We start from the raw sequence: 19,294 nt of genomic DNA, 5'->3' as shown, positions 1-19,294 counted from the left end.
GCGCGCCCGTTCGGTGGCCGTCGTGGCAGTGGTCCTGGCGCTCGCGGCCTGCGGCGCCACGCCCGTGACGCCGGGAGGCGTGGGCACCTCGGCCGCCGGTGACTCACCAGCGACGGCCCCGGCTCGTGCGCGCGGCGTCGACGCCGCCGACGGGCCGACGTCGATCCCGTTCGAAGCCACCTCGTCCTCGGCCTTCGAGGCACGGGCGAAACAGGCCGTCGACCGCATGCGCAGCAGTGGCGCGGCTGCGGCCTACGCCACGTCCCTCGTCCTGCTGTCGTCACGCGTCGTCGAGACCGGCTACCCGACCGACGACCTCAAGACCGCCTTCTCCTCCTACGCCTTCCGGGCGGGCCCGACCCTCACCGGTGCGGCTCGCGCCGGGGTGGTGACGACGGTGGACGGCGTGAGGCACCCCGTCGAGCTCATGAGCGCCCGAGACACCCTGGCCGGCGTCGTCCGCCTCGGGATCGGCTGTGCCGGCACCAGCGGAGGCGCGTGTCCGGTCATCACCCGAGCCACGCTCGGCACGCTCACCCTGAGCACGAGCCGAGGCCGGGCCCTGGTGCCCGTGTGGCAGTTCTGGGCCGACGGGCTCTCGACGCCGTACCAGGTGGTCGCCGCGACGGAGGCCTCGCTTCCCGACCTGCCGATGAAGCCGCTCTTCGACGCCTACCCGGCGGACGTGCTCAGCGCCGGCTACGCGCGCCGGGACGGTGACCGCGCCGTCGTCGCAGGGATCATGCACGGCACGTGCGACACCGACCTCGTGTCCTACGTCCTCGAGACGCCGGACCTGGTCGTCGTCGGTGGCGACACGGCAGGCTTCACCGGTGCCTGCAACGCCGCGGGAGTCGTGACGCCGAGCCGCATCCCTCTCGCTGCACCCCTGGCCACGCGGCCGATCGTCGACGTGGGTCTCGGGCAGGTCCTCGGCGAGCACTTCGCCTGAGGCAGCCGATGGTGCGCGCCATGGTGCTGCGACGGGTGGGGTGTCCACCCAACCGGATGCAGCACCATCGGCAACGGGTCAGGGCCTCGCGTCAGGTGGTGCCGGCGACGGTGATCGTCGAGGTGGGTGCCGGCGTCGTCGTCGACACCGACGGCGGCCGGGGCGGCCCGTCCGGTGTCGTCGTCCGGACGGGCCACGGCGGCGGGATCGTGTCGACGGTGTCCTCGTCGGAGCAGGCCGCCGCGAGCGTCACCGTCGCGGTGATGACGGTGACGGCGGCGGCGCGGAGGACGGTCGCGCGCGAGACCCGGGCGGACGGCATACGACCCCTCACTTGTCGACGTCCCCGACGACGAAGAACATCGAGCCGAGGATCGCGACCATGTCGGCGATGAGCTGGCCGGGCAACATCTCGCTGAGCACCGACACGTTGTTGAACGACGCCGACCGCAGCTTGAGGCGCCACGGAGTCTTCTCGCCGCGGGAGACGAGGTAGTAGCCGTTGAAGCCGAGGGGGTTCTCGGTCGCGCAGTAGATCTCGCCCTCGGGCACCTTGAGCACCTTGGGGAGCTTGACGTTGATCGGTCCCTGCGGCAGCTGGACGAGCCGGTCGAGACAGGCCTGCGCGAGGTCGAGCGAGACGTGCACCTGCTCGAGCAGCACCTCGAGGCGCGACAGGCAGTCACCGGCCGAGCGGGTCACGACGCGGCCCGGGCCCTTGTCGCCGAAGAGCTCGCCGTAGGCGAGGTAGGGCGCGTCGCGGCGCAGGTCGACGTCGAGGCCGCTGGCGCGCGCGATGGGCCCCGAGACGCCGTAGGCCTGGACGGTCGACAGCGGCAGCACGCCGACCCCGCGGGTGCGCGCCTCGAGGATCTCGTTGCCGACGATGAGCCGCTCGAGGTCGGGAAGTCGCTTGCGCACGTTGGCGATCGCCTTGTCGACGCGGCCCATCCAGCCGGCCGGCAGGTCCTCCTTGAGGCCGCCGACGCGATTGAACATGTAGTGCATGCGTCCGCCCGAGACCTCCTCCATCACGGCCTGGAGCTCCTCGCGCTCGCGGAACGCGTGGAAGACCGGCGTGATGGCGCCGAGCTCGAGAGGGTAGGAGCCGAGGAACATCAGGTGGTTGAGCACGCGGTTGAGCTCGGCGAGGGCGGTGCGCGCCCAGACGGCCCGCTCCGGCACCTCCATGCCGAGCATCTGCTCGACGCCGAGCACGACGCCGAGCTCGTTGGAGAAGGCACTGAGCCAGTCATGACGGTTGGCGAGCACGATGATCTGCCGGTAGTCGCGGACCTCGAAGAGCTTCTCGGCGCCCCGGTGCATGTAGCCGACGATCGGCTCTGCGCTGATGATCCGCTCGCCGTCGACGACGATGCGCAGGCGGAGGACGCCGTGCGTCGCGGGGTGCTGCGGCCCGATGTTGAGCACCATGTCGGCGGTCGCGAGCCCGCCCGCGCCGATGCCGACGGTCAGGGCCTGACGCCGGCTCGGCGACGAGGCGGTGGTCTCCGTCATGGGCCCGAGCCTACGGCCCCTGCGGAGGGCGTATGCCGTGTGGCCCCTCCCCGGGGCACGCCCGGTCGGGCAGAGTGTGGGGGTGACCGACCTGTTCGACCTGCGCGACCCCGCCTTCGTGACCGAGCCCTACGGGGCCCTGGCCGCCGCCCGTGAGCAGGCGCCCGTGCTGTGGCACGAGGGTCTGGGCCTCTGGGTGACGACGACGCACACCGCGGCCAACGACGTCCTGCGTGATCGGCGGCTCGGGCGGATCCTGCGGCCGCGCTCCGAGGGTGACGACGCGTGGACGACGTTCGACTGGTTGCACGCCGACTCGATCCTCGACTCGGAGCCGCCGAAGCACACGCGGCTGCGCCGCCTCGTGGCCGGCGCGTTCGCCCGGGGTCACGTCGCGAGGCTGCGGCCGCGGGTGGAGGAGATCGCCTCGGGGCTGCTCGACGACGTCGAGCGGGTCCTCGACCGGGACAGCCGGGTCGACGTCATCGCCGCCTACGCCGAGCCGCTGCCCGTCCTCGTCATCTGTGAGCTGCTCGGTGCGCCGACCGCGGACTGGAAGGTGCTGCGGGACTGGTCCCAGGCCATCGTCCGGATGTACGAGGTCGACCCCGACGCCGCGTCGCAGCGGGACGCCCAGCGCGCGTGCGACGAGTTCGCTTCGTACGTCGAGGCGCTCGCGGCGGAGCGGGCGTCCGCACCCGGCGACGACCTGCTGACCTCCCTCGTCCAGGAGCGCGATGGCGGCGACCGCCTCTCGCCGCGAGAGCTCGTCGCGACTGTCGTGCTCCTGCTCAACGCCGGACACGAGGCGAGCGTCAACGGCTTCGGCAACGGGCTGGCGTCGTTGCTCGCCGACCCGGGGGAGCGCGACGCGGTGCTCGACCGGCTCGATGACGCGGGTGTCGTCGAGCGACTCGTCGAGGAGATGCTCCGGCACGACTCACCGCTGCACCTCTTCGAGCGCACCGCCACGGCCGACGTCGAGCTCCACGGTGTGACGGTCCGGGCGGGCCAGAAGGTGGCGGCGCTGCTCGGGGCCGCCAACCGCGACCCGGCCGTCTTCGCCGACCCCGACCGCTTCGACGCGTCGCGCGAGCCCAACCCGCACCTCGCCTTCGGCGCCGGCATCCATTTCTGCCTCGGGGCGCCCCTGGCCCGGATGGAGCTGCAGATCTCGACGCGCGCCCTCCTCGAGCGGCTGGGAGCGATCGAGGTCGTCGAGGCGGTGCGGCGACCGACCTTCGTGCTGCGGGGCTACGAGCGGCTCGTCGTCTCGCCGAGCGCAGGACCCGACCGGAGCAGCGAGTGAAGGAGAGCACGACATGGCTGAGCTGACGCCGTACATCTGCGTGGCCGACTCGAGGGCTGCGATCGAGTGGTACCGCGAGCACCTCGGTGCCGCCGTGACCGTCGAGCCGATCGTCATGGACGACGGCCACATCGGGCACTGCGAGCTGGCCGTCGACGGCGCCCGGTGGATGATGTCCGACGCGTTCGAGTCCGCAGGAGTCGCCCCGCCGGACCCCGGCCGCGGCAACGCCGTCACGCTGCACCTCACGGTGACCGACGTCGACGCCCTCTGCCGCCGAGTCCAGGACGCGGGGGCCACCATCGACCGTGCACCCGAGGACAACCCGCCGATCGGCCGGCTCGCCGTCTTCCACGACCCGTTCGGGCACCGCTGGTTCCTCAACCAGCCCCTTCCCGAGCCCGTGCCGGAGGCCGGCCCGGAGTCCGTGCCGGAGTCCGTGCCGGAGCCGGACTGAGCCGGACTGAGCCGCTCGCGGGACGGTCAGGTGCGCTCGGCCTCGCGGCCACGCAGCACGAGGAAGCCACCCACCCCGAGCAGCACGACGGTGCCCACGATGGTGAGCAGGATGGGCACGAGGAGCGAACCCTGGGCGTCGTCGGCCCCGGCGGTGGGCTTGACGTGCACGCTCGCGCCCGCTGTGGCGGTCGACCCGTCGAGGCCGATCGCCGCGTGGAAGGAGAACGTGCCGGTGACGGGGTGGCCGTCGTCGGAGGTGACCCGGTAGGACACCGTGTAGTCACCGCCGGGTGCGTTCGGCGCGAGGGCCTGCGTCACGTCGCGGCCCTCGACCGTCGGGCTGCCGGACGACACGGGCCCCGTCGGCCCGGTGACGACGACCTGGGTGCCGATCTCGAGCGGGGCCTCCGAGAAGGTGAGCACCACGGTGCCCGGCAGCCGCGTGACGCTCGTGCCGTCGGCGGGGTTCGTGCGCTCGAGCACGTCGTGCGCGAAGGCGGTCGCCGGCAGGGCGACGAGGAGTCCGAGGGCGAGCAGCGCAGAGGCGAGACGACGCATGCCGTTCAGGTTACGTCGTGCTCGCGGACGCGCTTCACCGCCCACCGGAAGCCGCCGAAGCCGTCCCGGGCGAGCAGCCGTGCCTCGACGCTCGCGCGCTCGAGCGCGGCGAGGTAGGCGAGCGGGTCGGTGGTCGCGACGGAGTGCGGCGGCGTGGAGCCGGTCAGCCCGAGCCCCTGCAGCGCCTCGCGCTGGGTCAGCACCTCGTCGGAGTCGAGCGTGTCCATCGCGACGTGCGCCGTCACGTCGCACGAGCCGTCGGGCACGGGCGCCGTCAGCCGACCGCTCGCGTATGCCGTGAGCGTCCCCCCGGACGGACGTTCCGTCGCCGTGTGGCCGTAGTCCACGGCGACCAGCGTGCCGTCCTCGACCCGTGAGACGAGGTCGGCCCACGCCTCGTCGCGGGCCAGGCCGATCTCGAGGCGGTCACCCGGCGCGCTCGTGGGCCAGTGCGCCTCGGCCCAGCGCCGGTCGGCGTCGCGGAGCAGGGGACCGGGCGACTCCACGCCGGTCGTCGGGTCGACGAGCACCTCGCGCAGGACTCCGTCGGCGTCGACCTCGGTCACGGTGCACGGCACCACGTCGAGCCACTCGTGGGCGATGACGAGGGCGTCGCGCAGGCCGGTCAGCTCGGGCGGCAGGGCCGATCCCCCGGGGGAGCGGACCCACTCCACCCGGTCGTCGAGCCCCTCGGGCCGGTCGACGACGTCGACCGCCACCACCCGCGTGGTGTCAGGGGTGCGCCGACCACGGGGCTCGGTCGGGTCCATGGCCTCGACGAGGTGGGTGGCCAGCTCGCCGCGTCCGGCGCCGACGTCCACGACCGCTCGGACGGGGTGCTCGGGGAGCCTGAGCAGGGCCCGGGCCAGGGCCGCGCCCGTCGGGCCGTGGGTGGCCGTCGTGAAGTGCGCCGCGGGTCCACCGCGCGCGACGTAGAAACCCTGCCCGGCGGCATACAACGCCTCGTGCCACGCCTCGCGCCAGGGAAGGGGATCCACGACCGCCGACTGTAGGCGATAGCGTGCCGTGGGTGAGCACTCCGCACGAGCGTCCCGCGCGCTTCGACGTCGGCGTCGTGGGCGCCGGTCGCGTCGGCGCCGTCCTCGGAGCCGCCCTGGCCCGGGCCGGTCACGTCGTCAGCGGCGTCTCGGCCGTCAGCGAGGCGAGCCTCGAGCGGGCGGCCACGCTGCTGCCGGGCGTGCCGGTCAAGCCGATCCCCGAGGTCGTCTCCGGCGCCCACCTCGTGGTCCTCGCCGTCCCGGACGACGCCCTCGCCGACCTCGTCGCGGGGCTCAGCGCCACCGGGACCTTCACGCCCGGACAGCTCGTCATGCACACGTCCGGGGCGCACGGCATCTCGGTCTTCGAGGCGGCGGCCGAGAGCGACATCGTGCCCCTCGCGATCCACCCGGCGATGACGTTCACCGGCACCGAGCTCGACCTAGACCGGCTCCACGACTGCTGCTTCGGGGTGACGACCCTCGACCTCGCGCGCCCCCTCGGCGAGGCCCTCGTCATCGAGATGGGCGGCGACCCGGTGTGGGTGGCCGAGGAGGACCGCGTCACCTACCACGCGGCTCTCGCGCACGGCTCGAACCACCTCGTGACGCTCGTGGCCCAGTCGATGCAGCTGCTCGGGGAGGCGGGCGTCGACGACCCGGCGCGGGTGCTCGAACCGCTCCTGAGCGCCGCGCTCTCCAACACCCTCCGCCGGGGTGACGCAGCCCTCACCGGTCCGGTCGCGCGCGGCGATGCCGGTACCGTGGCCGGGCACGTCGCGATGCTGCGCAAGGTCGCCCCGGACATTCGCCCGACCTACCTCGCCCTGGCCCGCGCGACGGCGCAGCGAGCGCTGCTCAGCGGACGCCTTCGCGCCTCCGACGCCGGCCCGCTGCTCGAGCTGCTCGCGCACGAGGAGGACCAACCGTGACTGACACCACCGGCACGACCACCGCCACCGGCACGACCACCGGCACGACCATCGGGACGACTACCGGCGCCGGCGACCACACCACCGACGCCACCGACGGCGCCGGCGGCGTCAGCGGCACACGGCCGGAATCGCCGGTGGTGGCGAGGACGAGGGACGAGCTGACCGAGGCCCGGTCCGCGCTCGACGACGACGACGTCGCCGTCGTCATGACGATGGGCGCGCTGCACGAGGGGCACGCGACCCTCATCCACCAGGCGCGCAAGACCCACCGCCACGTCGTCGTGACGATCTTCCTCAACCCGCTCCAGTTCGGCCCCAAGGAGGACCTCTCGCGCTACCCGCGCACCTTCGACGCCGACCTCGAGATCTGCACGGCCGCGGGCGTCGACGTCGTCTTCGCCCCGACGCCCGACGTCATCTACCCCGACGGCGACCCGGGCGTCCGCGTCTCGGCCGGCCCGCTCGGCGACGTCCTCGAGGGCCAGTCGCGGCCCGGCCACTTCGACGGCATGCTCACCGTCGTCGGCAAGCTCATGCACCTGACCCGGTGCAGCGCGGCCTACTTCGGGCAGAAGGACGCCCAGCAGCTGCTCCTCATCCGCCGGATGTGCCGCGACCTCGACTTCCCGGTGCGCGTCGTGGCGGTGCCGACCGTCCGCGAGCCCGACGGCCTCGCGATGTCGAGCCGCAACACCTATCTCACCGACTCCGACCGCGAGACGGCCCTGTGCCTGTCGGCCGCGCTGCGTGCGGGGGCCGACGCCGCTTCCGAGGGTCCGTCGGCGGTGCGTCGCGCCGCCCGGGCCGTGCTCGTGCGCGAGCCGCTCGCGCTCGTCGACTACCTCGTGCTCGTCCACCCGGACACGCTCGAGGACGTGCCGGAGTGGTATCGCGGCGAGGCGCTGCTCGCCGTGGCGGGCCGAGTGGGTACGACTCGTCTCATCGACAACCTGCCGGTGCTCGTCGGCCCCGGCGGCGGCGCGCTCGAGACCTTCTCCCAGCCCTGAGTTCCCTTCCACCACAGACGATTTCGAGGACCTGTCGTGCAGCGCTTCATGCTCCACTCCAAGATCCACCGGGCCACGGTGACGCAGGCCGACCTGCACTACGTCGGCTCCCTGACGATCGACCGCGACCTGCTCGACGCCGCCGACCTGTGGCCGGGCCAGCAGGTCGACGTCGTCGACGTCGACAACGGCAACCGCCTGACGACCTACGCGATCGAGGGCGAGCGCGGCACGGGCATCGTCTGCATCAACGGCGCGGCGGCCCGGCTCATCTCGCCCGGTGACACGGTCATCATCATCGCGTACGCCGCGATGGACGATGCCGAGGCACGCACCTTCGAGCCGCAGGTCGTCTTCGTCGACGACGACAACCGCGTCGTCGAGGTGGGGCACGATGCAGGTGACGTGCCCGACGGCTTCGGTCTCATGACCTCCGCCGTCACCGGGCGCCACCACGAGTACCAGGACTGAGAGGCCAGCCGTATGCCGCAGAGCGGGCTCCCCGACGTGACCGTCCCCCGGCGGCTGCGTGCGCCCGCGCCCGGCTGGACGGCCACGGCCGACGTCATCGTCGTCGGCTCAGGCGTCGCCGGCCTGACGACGGCCCTGCGGCTGAGGCGGCGGGTCGACCGCGTGCTCCTCGTGACCAAGACGGTCCTCGACGAGGGCTCGACGGCGTGGGCGCAGGGCGGCATCGCCGCCGTCATGTCACCCGAGGACAGCGCAGCCGAGCACATCCACGACACCCTCGTCGCCGGGGTCGGTCTCTGTGACGTCGACGCCGTCGAGGCGCTGGTGCGCGAGGGCACGGACGCCGTGTGGGACCTCATCGCCCTCGGGGCCGAGTTCGACCGCGGCGACACCGGCGGCCTGTCCCTGACCCGCGAGGGCGGGCACCACCGCGACCGCATCCTCCACGCCGGAGGGGACGCCACGGGCCGCGAGATCAGCCGCGCCCTCATCGCCGCCCTCGACCGCGTGCGCGACGACCCCGGCATCGAGGTCATCGAGCACGCGCTCGTCGTCGACCTGCTGACGGACGCCGACGCTCGGGTGTGCGGCGTGACGCTCCACGTCATCGGCGAGGGCCAGGTCGACGGGGTCGGCGCGGCCCACGCGCGTGCCGTCGTGCTCGCCACCGGTGGCCTCGGCCAGATCTACGCCTCGACGACGAACCCGTCCGTCGCCACCGGGGACGGCATGGCGGCCGCGCTGCGGGCCGGCGCCGTGCTCGCCGACCTCGAGTTCGTCCAGTTCCACCCGACGGTGCTGTGGCTCGGCGAGGGCTCGCGCGGCCAGCAGCCGCTCATCTCCGAGGCGGTGCGCGGTGAGGGTGCCTTCCTCGTCGACGAGGCGGGCGAGCGCTTCATGCAGGGCCAGCACCCGCTCGCCGACCTCGCCCCGCGCGACGTCGTCGCCCGCGCCATCATCGCCCGGATGCGCGAGACCGGCACCGACCACGTCTACCTCGACTGCCGCCACCTCGGCGCCGAGTTCCTCGAGCAGCGCTTCCCCTCGATCGTCCAGCGCTGCCGTGAGCTCGGCTTCGACCCTGCGACGCAGCTGCTCCCCGTCGCGCCGGCGCAGCACTACGCGAGCGGTGGCGTGCGCACCGACCTGCGCGGCCGCTCCTCGCTCGAGGGCCTCTACGCGTGCGGGGAGACCTCGTGCACCGGCGTCCACGGTGCCAACCGCCTCGCGAGCAACTCGCTCCTCGAGGGGCTCGTCTTCGCGCGCCGCATCGCCGACGACCTCACGGCCCGGCTCGGCGCCGGGGAGCTCACCGAGACGACGCCGGTCGCACCTGTCGGTGAGCCCGAGCTGATCCGCGGCAAGCGCCGCCTCGACGTGCAGCGCGCCATGACGTCGGGGTCGGGAACGGTGCGCTCGGCCGCGTCGCTCGCGGAGACGCAGGAGACCCTCGCGGCCCTCGCGGCGCGCGCCGTCGCGGACGACGCCGACAAGCAGGGCGGTCCGAAGAGCTGGGAGACGACCAACCTGCTCCACCTCGGACGAGCGCTGACGTATGCCGCCGCGCTGCGTGACGAGACCCGTGGCGGTCACGTGCGCGAGGACTTCCCGGCCCGCGACGACGCGCACTTCCTGCACCACGTGCACCTGGAACGCTCCGGCTCCGGCGTGCTCGAGGCGACGGTCGTGCCCGTGCCCCGCGCGAACCTCGACGGCCTCGACCTCGACGGCTCGGTGCCGCTCGACGTGCTCGACGAGGACCGCGCGAACGGGGTGCGACCCGCGAACGGGGCTGGACGGCATACGCAACCGGTGGGATCGACGGAGGAAACGCAGTGAGCGGCGACGGGCTGAGCGGGTTCCCGCGGGAGTGGGCGCACGAGCTCGTCACGGTCGCGCTCCGTGAGGACCTCGGTCCCGAGGGCGTCGACGTGACGACGCTCGCGACGATCCCCGCCGACCAGACGCGCACCGCCGAGATCGTCGCGCGGGCCCCCGGTGTCGTCGCGGGCGTGCCCGTCATCGGGCTCGTGCTGGCGGCGGTCGCGGAGCAGCTCGGCCGCGAGGTGCCGACGGTCGAGGTCGTGGGCGACGACGGCTCGCGGCTGGAGCGCGGCGACGTCATCGCGCGGCTGACCGGGCCCACCCAGGTGATCCTCGTGGCCGAGCGGACCATCCTCAACATCCTGAGCCGGCTGTCGGGCGTGGCCACCCACACCCGTCGCTGGGCCGACGCGCTCGAGGGCACGTCGACGATGGTCCTCGACACGCGCAAGACGACGCCGGGCATGCGCTGGCTCGAGAAGTACGCCGTGCGCTGCGGCGGCGGCACGAACAAGCGCATGGGTCTCTACGACGTCGCGATGATCAAGGACAACCACAAACTCGCGGCCGGCTCGGTGGCGTCGGCGTACGCGCTCGTCCGCGGGCGATTCCCCGACGTCGACGTGCAGGTCGAGGTGACGACGCCGGCCGAGGCGCAGGAGGCCTACGACGCCGGGGCCCGCTTCATCATGTGCGACAACATGAGCGTCGACGTGCTCGGCGAGACCGTCGCGCTGCTCCGCGGCGCCGGCGAGCCCGTCGAGATCGAGGCGACGGGTGGCCTGACGCTCGAGGTCGTGCGCGAGTACGCCGGGACCGGAGTCGACTTCGTGTCCGTCGGTGGCCTGACGCACAGCTCACCCATCGTCGACATCGCCCTCGACCTCACCGACTGACTCCGGCCCCTCGACGGTGGCGCGGGCGTAGCCTGCGGGCAGGAGGGTGCCGTGGGTGTCGTCGACGAGCTGGTCCGCGCCAGAGCCGAGTTCGAGCGTGGTGAGTGGTCGGCCGCCCTCGACCGGTGGTCCGCGGTCGAGCCCGAGGGGCTCACGGCCGACGATCTCGAGTCGTCCGCCGCAGCGGCGCACCTGCTCGGGCGCATGAGGGACGCCGTCGAGCGCTATCGGCGAGCCTTCGAGGTCAGGTTCTCCGAGCACGACACCGCGGGGGCGGCCCGGTGCGCCTTCCACCTGTCGATGATCGGCCGCACGAGCGGTGACCCCTCCTCCGCCGCCGCGTGGCTCGGTCGCGGTGAGCGCCTCGTCGCGGCACTGCCCGACGGGAGCCTGGAGTCCGGCTACGTCGCGTTCGCGCGGATGTTCACGCACCTCGGTGCGGGTCGCTTCGCGGAGGCCCACGCGTGCGCGCTCGAGGCGACCGAGGCCGGACGTCGCCATGACGACGCGGGCCTGCTCTCGACCGGGCTGTGCGCCCAGGGTCGGATGGCCATCTACGGCGACCGCGTGACCGACGGTCTCTCCCTCCTCGACGAGTCGATGCTCGAGGCGACGACCCGGACCTTGCCCCCGGTCATGCTCGGGCACGTCTACTGCACCGCCATCGAGGGCTGTCAGGAGGTCTCCGACCTGCGCCGCGTCGTCGAGTGGACGCAGCTGCTGCACCGCTGGTGCACCGACCAACCGGGCCTCGTGACGTTCACCGGGCAGTGCAGCCTCCACCGCGCCCAGGTGATGCGCGCCCACGGCGCCTGGGACGACGCCCTCGACGAGCTCACGGCGGCCATCGAGCGCTACCGGCTGGCGGGTGCCGTCGACGCCGTCGGCCAGGCCGCCTGCGAACGCGGCGACCTGTTGCGCCTGCGCGGCGACCTCGAGGCAGCCGACGCGGCCTACCAGCTGAGTGCGGAGCACGGCTACGACCCGCAGCCGGGATCGGCTTTGCTCTGGCTGGCCCGGGGGAGGACGACGGCCGCGCTCGCCGCGGTGCGCCGGCTGCTCGCGGAGCCGGGGCCGGCGGTGCGACGCAGCCGGATCCTGCCGGCCGCCGTGGAGGTCCTGCTGGCCGCGGACGACGTCGACGCGGCCCGTGACGGTGCTCGCGAGCTCGACGCGCTCGCGGAGTCCTTCGGGTCGGAGGTGCTCGCCGCGACGGCGGCCACGGCCTGGGGCCACGTCGAGCTGGCTGCCGGTGACGCGGCAGGTGCGCTGCCCTACCTGCGCAAGGCACAGCAGGCCTGGGTGCGCCTCGACGTGCCCCACGAGGCCGCGCTCGCCCAGGCTGCCGGCGGGCGAGCGCTCCTCGCGCTCGGCGACGACGAGTCGGCCCGAAGGTCGCTGGCGTCGGCGCGGGAGGTGCTCGTGGCTCTCGGGGCCGGCCCCGACGTCGACGCGCTCGACCGGCTGGGCTCACCCGGCGCGCGCCCAGCGGGCCTCACCGAGCGCGAGGTCGAGGTGCTCGGCCTCGTCGCGGAGGGGCGAAGCAACGCCCAGATCGCGTCTGCGCTCGTGCTGAGCGACCGGACCGTGGCCCGCCACCTGAGCAACATCTTCACCAAGCTCGGCGTCGGGAGCCGCACGGCCGCGGCGGCTTTCGCCTTCGAGCACGACCTCGTGCCCCGACCGCGCTGACCGGCCCGTCTCCCGGGTGGCCTCACCCGGCAGCGGCGCCCACCCCGAGCGGCGTGGTGCGCGCGGCCGACCGCCTGGCGATGTGGGTCGCCACGTGGGCCGCGTCGCGACCCACGCCGGGCAGCACCATCGAGGCGAACGCGTACTGGAAGGCGAGCCCGCAGAAGAAGAGGCCGGGCACGTCGGTCGAGACGCCGCGGTACTCCCGCGGCCAGCCGTCCTCGCCGAGGACGGGGAGGTCGATCCAGTCGAAGCGCTGGTCGAACCCCGTGGCCCAGACGACGTTGGTGACGTCGAGGACCGTCCCGTCGTCGAGCGTCGGGCGCCCGTCGGTCACGCCGGTGACGCGTTGCACCCGACGATCGACACCACGCGCGGCGAGGTCCTCCCGCTTGACCCGGAGCATCGGTCCGCCGTGGTGGCGGATCTCGGCCATCATCTTCCGACCGACCGGGGTCCTGCGCGTCAGCACGTGACGCCACGCGAAGAGCAGGAAGGGGAACGCCACGTGCACGGCAGGGGTGTCCCAGCGCACGGGGATCTGACCGCAGTCCCGCCCGGCCAGCACGGTGCGTCGGCCCTCGGCGAGCTCGTAGGCGATGTCGCAGCCCGAGTGCGAGGCGCCGACGACGAGCACCGGCCCGTCGCGCAGCTGGCTCGGGCGGCGGTACTGGCTCGAGTGCAGCTGGAGGATCGAGGGGTCGAGGTCGGCGGCGAAGGCCGGGACGTGAGGCGCACGCCCGAAGGTCCCTGTCGCGACGACGACGTTGCGACAGGCGATGCTGCCGCGGTCGGTCGTGACGACGAAGCCGTCACCCTCGGGCGCGGCTGCGAGCCGCTCCACCCGCACGCCGAGGCGAACGGGCAGACGGAAGCGGGCCGCATACGACTGGAGGTAGGCCGCGACCTCGTCCTTGCCGGGGAACGCCCGGGGGTCGCCGGGGAACGGCATCCCGGGCAGGGAGTCGTGCCGGACGGAGGAGTAGAGCCGCAGGGAGTCGTACTGCTGGCGCCAGCCGTCCCCGACGGCCTCGTTGCGCTCGAGGAGCACGCACTCGTGCCCGCGCTCGACGAGCTCGCGCGCCGTGGCCAGCCCTGCCTGGCCCGCGCCGACGATGACGGTCTCGATGGTCTCCATGGTGTCCTCCCGGTGGTCGATGTCTCGACGGTAGGAAGGACGGGCCGGTCGCCGCGTCGGCCGTGGTGCCCATCCCGCACGAGGCGGCGTGGGCAGAAATGACCAGGCCTCGTCGCAGACGGGCGGGCGATCCGCGTGGCGGATGACCCGGACGGGAGGGGACGCGTCGGGCCCTTGCCGCCGCGGGCGTATGCCGTCGCGGAGGGTCAGTAGCGCCGGTACCAGAGGTTGATGGCGTAGTCGACGCCGGTGGCGTCGGGGTGCTCGGCGAGGATGAGGTCGGCGTGCTCGGGTGCGAACTCGATGCCGACGACGGCTTCGAAGTCCGCGCGTGAGTCGAAGTCCCACCGGATGTCGAGCCGTTCGCGCTGCCAGCCCTGACGCTCCCAGAACCGCTCGACCGCGCGCGGGTCGTAGCCTGGCAGCGCCCGTCGGAACCACTGACCGAACGTCGAGCGGGTCGCGTCGTTGTCGACGACGAAGGCCGCCCCGCCCGGACGCATGACGCGGTCGAGCTCGGCGAGCCCCGGCTCGCACCCGGGTCCGAAGAAGTACGCCCATCGCGCGTGCGCGACGTCGAACGACCCGTCGGCCACCCCGATGGCGGCGGCACCCTCCTCCCGGACCGAGACGGACGGCATACCCGAGATGCGTTGTGCCGCAAGCGAAGCGAGGGGCGGGTGCGGCTCGAGGCCGACGACCGAGCGTGCGTCGCGGGCGAAGAACGGCAGGTGGTAGCCCGTGCCGCACCCGATGTCGACGACGTCGAGACCCGACCAGTCGAGGACCGAGCGCATCGCGTCCTCGATGACATGGGCACGGTCGACGCCGCGGTTCTCGACCTCGTAGACGTCGGGCGTCTCCCAGATGTTGGGGGAGGGGATGATCCCGGACTCGTCGCTCATGGGTTCCGCTGCGCCTCGATCGTGGCGGGGTGCACGAGCAGCGGCAGCAGCTTGCGCACGCCACGCGCGCGGACGGCCTTGACCTGGGCGAGGTGCGCCTCAGCGCGGATCGCCAGCTCGGCGTAGGCGAGCGGCCCCATGAGCTCGGTGAGCTCAGGTGCGTTGGAGCGGTAGACCGGCTCGCGGCCGACGTGCGCCTCGGAGTTGCCGGAGCAGTACCAGTCGAGGTCGTGGCCACCGGGGCCCCAGCCGCGGCGGTCGTACTCGGTGATCGTCACCTCGAGGTAGCTCGAGTCGTCGGGCAGCTCGACGGTGCGGAAGGTGCGGCGGATCGGCAGCTGCCAGCACACGTCGGGCTTGAGGGTGTGCGGCTCGACGCCGGTGAGGACCGCGTGCTGGTGCAGCGCGCACCCGGCGCCCGCGGGGAAGCCGGGACGGTTGAGGAAGATGCAGGCACCGTCGACGACCTTCGTCTTGCGCGCGCCGTCCTCCTTCTCGGTCCAGTCGTCCTTGCTCCCGGTGGCGCGGCCGACCGAGTGGTACTCCCACTCGTCCTCGCCGAGGTCCTCGACCGCCTTGGCGACACGCTTCCAGTCGTCCTTCTCGGTGAAGTGGGCGCCGAGGGTGCAGCACCCGTCGTCGGGCCGGCCGGCGTAGATGCCCTGGCAGCCGCTGCCGAAGATGCACGTCCAGCTGCTCGTGAGCCACGTCAGGTCACAGCGGTAGCGCTGGTTCGTGTCGGCGGGGTCGGTGAACTCGACCCAGACGCGGGGGAGGTCCAGAGGTGCTTCAGCCACCGGCTCACCCTATGCCGCCGACGTTTCCAGCGCGCCGACGACGCCCACCCCGTGGATGGTGCGTCCGGACGGGCCCTGCGTGCGTATGCCGTGTGCTTCCGCGTGCGCGGGCGCCCGCGTACGCTGGCGGCAGGCGTCCAGGGCGCCTCCGGTGCGCGGGAAGGGGCTCAGCCTCCCTGGAGCCGAACAGCATGCGGTCCGACCTCCTTTCGGCCCGAGCAGCGCACGCGGGCACGACGAGAGGAGGCCGTCATGGCCCTGTCACTGCCCGCCAACCCTGATCTCGAGCACCTGCGCCGCGAGGCGCGTCGGCTCCAGCGCGCCGTCCGGTCCGGGGAGCCCCGGGCCATCGTCCTCGTGTCCCGCCTCCATCCCGAGGGTGCACCTGGAGACCCCACCACCTTCGCGCTCTCCGACGCCCAGCTCGTCGTCGCCCGCAGTCTCGGCTTCGCGAGCTGGCCGCGGCTGCGCACCTACCTCGCGGCCGCTGCAGGTCTGAGTCGGGACCCTGCCGCCCTCGACCCGGTCCTGGAGGCATCGGCCGGAGTGGATGCCGCCGAGTCTGCTTCTGTCACAGTGGCGCTCGCGTGCCTGACGTACACCGAACGCGACGAGCCCGAGCGCTGGTCCCGTGCCGCGCAGCTGCTCGCGGACGACCCCGATCTCGTCCATCGCGACGTCTTCGTCGCCGCGGCCGCCGGCGACGCCGAGGCCCTGCGGTCGCATCTCGCGGCAGACCGCGGAGCGCCGACCCGCGAGGGCGGACCGTTCCGGTGGCCGCCGCTGCTCCACCTCGTCTACTCGCGCGTCCCGCAGGTCGACGCCGTCGGGTCGGCTCGGGTCCTGCTCGACGCTGGTGCCGACCCCGACAGCGGCTACCTCTGGCAGGGGCTGCCCACCGCCTTCACCGCCCTGACCGGCGTGTTCGGCGAGGGCGAGCAGGGGCCGGGCCGCCAGCCCCGGCACCCCCAGTGGCAGCCGCTCGCCGAGCTGCTCCTCGAGCGCGGCGCCGACCCCAACGACCGGCAGACGCTCTACAACCGGATGTTCAACCGCGACGACAGCCACCTCGAGCTGCTCCTCGCGCACGGCCTGGGCCGTCCCTCCTCCGAGGTCTGGACCCGACGCACCGGTGAGCCTGCCGAGACGATCGAGGAGATGATCACCCGTCAGGTCGACTGGGCGCGCTCCCACGGCTTCGTCGACCGCCTCGAGCTGCTCGCCGCCCACGGTCTCGTGCCCGACGGTGCGGCGGACCTGACTCCGGACGACGTGCTGGGTGACGACGTCCCCGTCACCGGCCCGTGGCCGGGCGACCCGACGGTCCCCGACATCCACCGAGCGGCCACGCCCGAGGCCGTCCGTGCGGCCGTGGCCGCCGGCGCCAGGGTCGACAGCCTCCGCGACGGGCGCACCGCCCTGCACCAGGCGGCGTTCATGGACGACGTCGAGCTCGTCACCGCGCTGCTCGAGGTCGGCGCCGACCCGACCGTCGTCGACGCGATGCACGGTACGACGCCCTACCGCTGGGCGCTGTGGGCGAGAGGCGAGCGCGCCGCGGCCGTGCTGCGCGGCGCCACCGGACGGCATACCTCGAGGGCCCTGGACGACGAGCGCTAGCGTGAGCACATGACGCCGAGGGCCAGCAGCGAGGCGACGCCGAAGGGGCGCGGACGCCGTCCGGGCGGCACCGACACGCGAGCGGTGATCGTCGACGCTGCGCGAAAGTCCTTCGCGGCCAAGGGATACGACAAGGCGAGCATGCGAGGGATCGCCCGCGAAGCCGGCGTCGACCCTGCGCTCGTGCACCACTACTTCGAGGGCAAGGCGGGTCTCTTCGCAGCGACGCTCGACGTGCCGGTCGACCCGGCCGAGCTCATCGCGCGCATCACGTCGGGTGACGTCGAACGGCTCGGCTGGCGGATCGTCGAGACCTTCCTGACGGTCTGGGAGCCGCCGGAGCGCCGCGACGCCCTCGTCGCGCTCGTCCGGTCGAGCATGACGAGCGAGGAGGCCGCGCGCATGCTGCGGGAGTTCCTCGGGCGCGAGGTCTTCGGGCGGATCGCCGCGAGCACCGGGGCCGCCGACCCGCAGCTGCGCGGTGCGCTGGCTGCCTCCCAGATGATCGGGCTCGTCGTGGCGCGCTACGTCATCCGCGTCCCGGCGCTGGCCGACGCGACACGCGAGGAGCTCGTCGAGCGCATCGGGCCCGTCCTCCAGCACCATCTCGTGGACAGGCTGCCCGAGCAGGAGTAGATTTCATCACATGATGAATAACAGTGGTCCGGCGGTCGCCGTGAGCGGCCTGCAGGTCGTGCGCGGGAAGCGGCGGGTCATCCCGGGCCTCGACCTCGAGATCCCCGCCGGCCAGGTGGTCGGCCTGCTCGGGCCGTCCGGCTCGGGCAAGTCGACGCTCATGCGCTGCATCGTCGGCGTGCAGATCGTCGAGTCGGGCACCGTCACGGTGCTCGGTCATCCGGCCGGCTCACCGGCGCTCCGCGACCGCGTCGGCTACGTCACGCAGAGTCCCAGCGTCTACGCCGACCTGAGCGTCCGCGACAACGTCACCTACTTCGGCCGTGCCGTCGGCCTGCGCGGGACCGAGCTGCGCGAGGCCGTCGACCGCACCCTCACCGAGGTCGACCTCGTGCCCTACGCCGACCAGCTCGTCCAGGACCTCTCGGGAGGTCAGGAGTCCCGCGTCTCCCTCGCCGCGGCGCTCGTCGGGCGGCCGAGCCTGCTCGTGCTCGACGAGCCCACGGTCGGCCTCGACCCGGTCCTGCGCCGTGACCTGTGGGACCTCTTCCGCCACCTCGCCGACCGCGGACACTCGCTCGTGGTGTCGAGCCACGTCATGGACGAGGCGACGCGCTGCGACCGGCTCGTGCTGCTCCGCGAGGGTCGCGTCCTCGCCGACGTCACGCCCGCCGAGCTGCTCCAGCAGACGGGTGCCGTCGACGCCGATGCCGCCTTCCTCGCCCTCATCGACGCCGAGACCGCCCGGTCCGGAGAGAGGAGCTCGTCGTGAACGCCGGACTCACCGCTGCCACCTCCGGCCGCGTCCTGCGCCAGGTGCGCACGGACCACCGCACCATCGGCCTCATCATCGTCGTGCCCTGCGTCCTACTCGGGCTGCTCGCGTGGATCTACAACGGCACGCCGGTCTTCGACGCCATCGGCCCGGCCCTGCTCGGCGTCTTCCCGATGGTCGTCATGTTCATCGTCACGTCGGTCGCCACCCTGCGTGAGCGCCAGTCCGGCACCCTCGAGCGCCTGCTCACCACCCCCATGGGCAAGGGTGACTTCATGCTCGGGTATGCCGTCGCGTTCGGAGCGCTCGCCGTCCTGCAGGCCGTGATCGCAACGGGATTCGCCGTCTGGGTCTGCGGCCTCAGCGTCGCTGGGCCGCTGTGGCTGCTCGTCGTCGTCGCCGTCTTCGACGCGGTCCTCGGCACCGCACTCGGGCTGCTCGCGAGCGGCTTCGCGCGCACCGAGTTCCAGGCCGTGCAGTTCATGCCGGCCTTCCTCCTGCCGCAGTTCCTCCTCTGCGGCCTGCTCATCCCGCGCGACCAGCTGCCGACCGTCCTCGAGTGGGTCAGCAACGTCCTGCCGCTGTCCTACGCCGTCGACGCGATGAAGGAGATCGCGCGCAACCCCGAGCCCGTGACCGCGGTGCTCGGCGACCTCGGCATCGTCGCAGCCTTCATCGCCGGCGCCCTCGCCCTCGCCTCGCTCACGCTGAGCCGCCGGTCCGCCTGACGGCATACGGCCGCTCACCCTCACCCCCCACCGAACGCGGCGTTCGGTCGCGAACTCGGTGTTCTGCCAGCGCGTT

20 protein-coding genes are annotated in these 19,294 nt (G+C 73.2%); 13 read left to right on the top strand and 7 right to left on the bottom strand.

Features of this window, described 5'->3' with window-relative positions; translation table 11 throughout:
* Positions 1–22 precede the first annotated feature (22 nt).
* A complete protein-coding gene (locus H283_RS0118995) occupies positions 23–952 on the top strand; it encodes a hypothetical protein (protein WP_156023312.1) in 930 nt (309 codons plus the stop codon).
* Between the two features lie 91 nt (positions 953–1,043).
* Here the strand turns inward: H283_RS0118995 and H283_RS0118990 are convergent, their stop codons facing one another.
* Together H283_RS0118990 and H283_RS0118985 are read right to left on the bottom strand one after the other, a co-directional pair.
* Positions 1,044–1,274: a hypothetical protein gene (locus H283_RS0118990; protein WP_020145109.1), complete on the bottom strand. Its 231-nt coding sequence runs from the start codon at positions 1,272–1,274 to the stop codon at positions 1,044–1,046.
* Positions 1,275–1,282: 8 nt separating this feature from the next.
* Positions 1,283–2,470 (bottom strand): NADH-quinone oxidoreductase subunit D, encoded by a 1,188-nt coding sequence (locus H283_RS0118985; protein ID WP_020145108.1) that lies wholly within the window; start codon positions 2,468–2,470, stop codon positions 1,283–1,285.
* Between the two features lie 82 nt (positions 2,471–2,552).
* Here H283_RS0118985 and H283_RS0118980 point away from each other — a divergent pair, with 82 nt between their 5' ends.
* Entirely contained in the window at positions 2,553–3,779 is a 1,227-nt protein-coding gene (locus tag H283_RS0118980) for a cytochrome P450 (protein WP_020145107.1), read from the top strand.
* Between the two features lie 13 nt (positions 3,780–3,792).
* Positions 3,793–4,236 (top strand): glyoxalase/bleomycin resistance/extradiol dioxygenase family protein, encoded by a 444-nt coding sequence (locus H283_RS0118975; RefSeq protein WP_020145106.1) that lies wholly within the window; start codon positions 3,793–3,795, stop codon positions 4,234–4,236.
* A 26-nt stretch (positions 4,237–4,262) separates the two neighbouring features.
* Here the strand turns inward: H283_RS0118975 and H283_RS0118970 are convergent, their stop codons facing one another.
* Together H283_RS0118970 and H283_RS0118965 are read right to left on the bottom strand one after the other, a co-directional pair.
* Positions 4,263–4,796, bottom strand: coding sequence for a copper resistance CopC family protein (locus H283_RS0118970; RefSeq protein ID WP_020145105.1), 534 nt, complete (start codon positions 4,794–4,796; stop codon positions 4,263–4,265).
* Between the two features lie 5 nt (positions 4,797–4,801).
* Positions 4,802–5,794, bottom strand: a complete 993-nt coding sequence (locus H283_RS0118965; RefSeq protein ID WP_028785738.1) for an SAM-dependent methyltransferase — start codon at positions 5,792–5,794, stop codon at positions 4,802–4,804.
* A 23-nt stretch (positions 5,795–5,817) separates the two neighbouring features.
* On the opposite strand from H283_RS0118965, the gene H283_RS0118960 reads away from it, so the two are divergent.
* From H283_RS0118960 to H283_RS0118935, 6 genes are all read left to right on the top strand, one after another.
* Positions 5,818–6,726, top strand: a complete 909-nt coding sequence (locus H283_RS0118960; protein ID WP_020145103.1) for a Rossmann-like and DUF2520 domain-containing protein — start codon at positions 5,818–5,820, stop codon at positions 6,724–6,726.
* Positions 6,727–6,863: 137 nt separating this feature from the next.
* A complete protein-coding gene (panC, locus tag H283_RS0118955; protein ID WP_043650189.1) occupies positions 6,864–7,736 on the top strand; it encodes a pantoate--beta-alanine ligase in 873 nt (290 codons plus the stop codon).
* Positions 7,737–7,772: 36 nt separating this feature from the next.
* Positions 7,773–8,207 (top strand): aspartate 1-decarboxylase, encoded by a 435-nt coding sequence (gene panD, locus H283_RS0118950; RefSeq protein ID WP_020145101.1) that lies wholly within the window; start codon positions 7,773–7,775, stop codon positions 8,205–8,207.
* Between the two features lie 12 nt (positions 8,208–8,219).
* Complete coding sequence (locus H283_RS0118945) at positions 8,220–10,046, top strand: L-aspartate oxidase (protein WP_020145100.1); 1,827 nt, start codon at positions 8,220–8,222, stop codon at positions 10,044–10,046.
* The gene (nadC, locus tag H283_RS0118940; RefSeq protein WP_020145099.1) at positions 10,043–10,927 is read left to right on the top strand and encodes a carboxylating nicotinate-nucleotide diphosphorylase; all 885 of its coding nucleotides are present in this window, start codon (positions 10,043–10,045) and stop codon (positions 10,925–10,927) included. The genes H283_RS0118945 and nadC overlap by 4 nt, the downstream gene beginning before the upstream one ends.
* Positions 10,928–10,978: 51 nt before the next feature.
* The gene (locus H283_RS0118935; RefSeq protein WP_020145098.1) at positions 10,979–12,619 is read left to right on the top strand and encodes a helix-turn-helix transcriptional regulator; all 1,641 of its coding nucleotides are present in this window, start codon (positions 10,979–10,981) and stop codon (positions 12,617–12,619) included.
* Positions 12,620–12,641: 22 nt separating this feature from the next.
* Here the strand turns inward: H283_RS0118935 and H283_RS0118930 are convergent, their stop codons facing one another.
* The 3 genes from H283_RS0118930 to H283_RS0118920 form a co-directional block, all read right to left on the bottom strand.
* The gene (locus H283_RS0118930) at positions 12,642–13,757 is read right to left on the bottom strand and encodes an NAD(P)/FAD-dependent oxidoreductase (RefSeq protein WP_020665708.1); all 1,116 of its coding nucleotides are present in this window, start codon (positions 13,755–13,757) and stop codon (positions 12,642–12,644) included.
* 206 nt (positions 13,758–13,963) lie between these two features.
* Positions 13,964–14,662, bottom strand: a complete 699-nt coding sequence (locus tag H283_RS0118925; protein WP_020145096.1) for a class I SAM-dependent methyltransferase — start codon at positions 14,660–14,662, stop codon at positions 13,964–13,966.
* On the bottom strand, positions 14,659–15,459 hold the full coding sequence (locus H283_RS0118920) for a hypothetical protein (protein WP_020145095.1): 801 nt from the start codon (positions 15,457–15,459) through the stop codon (positions 14,659–14,661). The genes H283_RS0118925 and H283_RS0118920 overlap by 4 nt, the downstream gene beginning before the upstream one ends.
* Before the next feature lie 252 nt (positions 15,460–15,711).
* Here H283_RS0118920 and H283_RS0118915 point away from each other — a divergent pair, with 252 nt between their 5' ends.
* From H283_RS0118915 to H283_RS0118900, 4 genes are read left to right on the top strand one after another with little or no spacing between them, the layout of a single operon-like run.
* Complete coding sequence (locus H283_RS0118915) at positions 15,712–17,079, top strand: ankyrin repeat domain-containing protein (RefSeq protein WP_020145094.1); 1,368 nt, start codon at positions 15,712–15,714, stop codon at positions 17,077–17,079.
* Positions 17,080–17,088: 9 nt separating this feature from the next.
* Positions 17,089–17,715 (top strand): TetR family transcriptional regulator, encoded by a 627-nt coding sequence (locus H283_RS0118910; RefSeq protein WP_020145093.1) that lies wholly within the window; start codon positions 17,089–17,091, stop codon positions 17,713–17,715.
* A gap of 10 nt (positions 17,716–17,725) precedes the next feature.
* Complete coding sequence (locus H283_RS0118905; protein ID WP_043650159.1) at positions 17,726–18,487, top strand: ABC transporter ATP-binding protein; 762 nt, start codon at positions 17,726–17,728, stop codon at positions 18,485–18,487.
* The gene (locus H283_RS0118900) at positions 18,484–19,218 is read left to right on the top strand and encodes an ABC transporter permease (protein ID WP_020145091.1); all 735 of its coding nucleotides are present in this window, start codon (positions 18,484–18,486) and stop codon (positions 19,216–19,218) included. The genes H283_RS0118905 and H283_RS0118900 overlap by 4 nt, the downstream gene beginning before the upstream one ends.
* Positions 19,219–19,294: the final 76 nt, after the last annotated feature.

This window comes from Terracoccus sp. 273MFTsu3.1 (assembly GCF_000383675.1).
GTDB lineage: Bacteria > Actinomycetota > Actinomycetes > Actinomycetales > Dermatophilaceae > Terrabacter.
The sequence above is the reverse complement of the archived record's forward strand: the minus strand, read 5'-3'. Positions and strand labels throughout refer to the sequence as shown.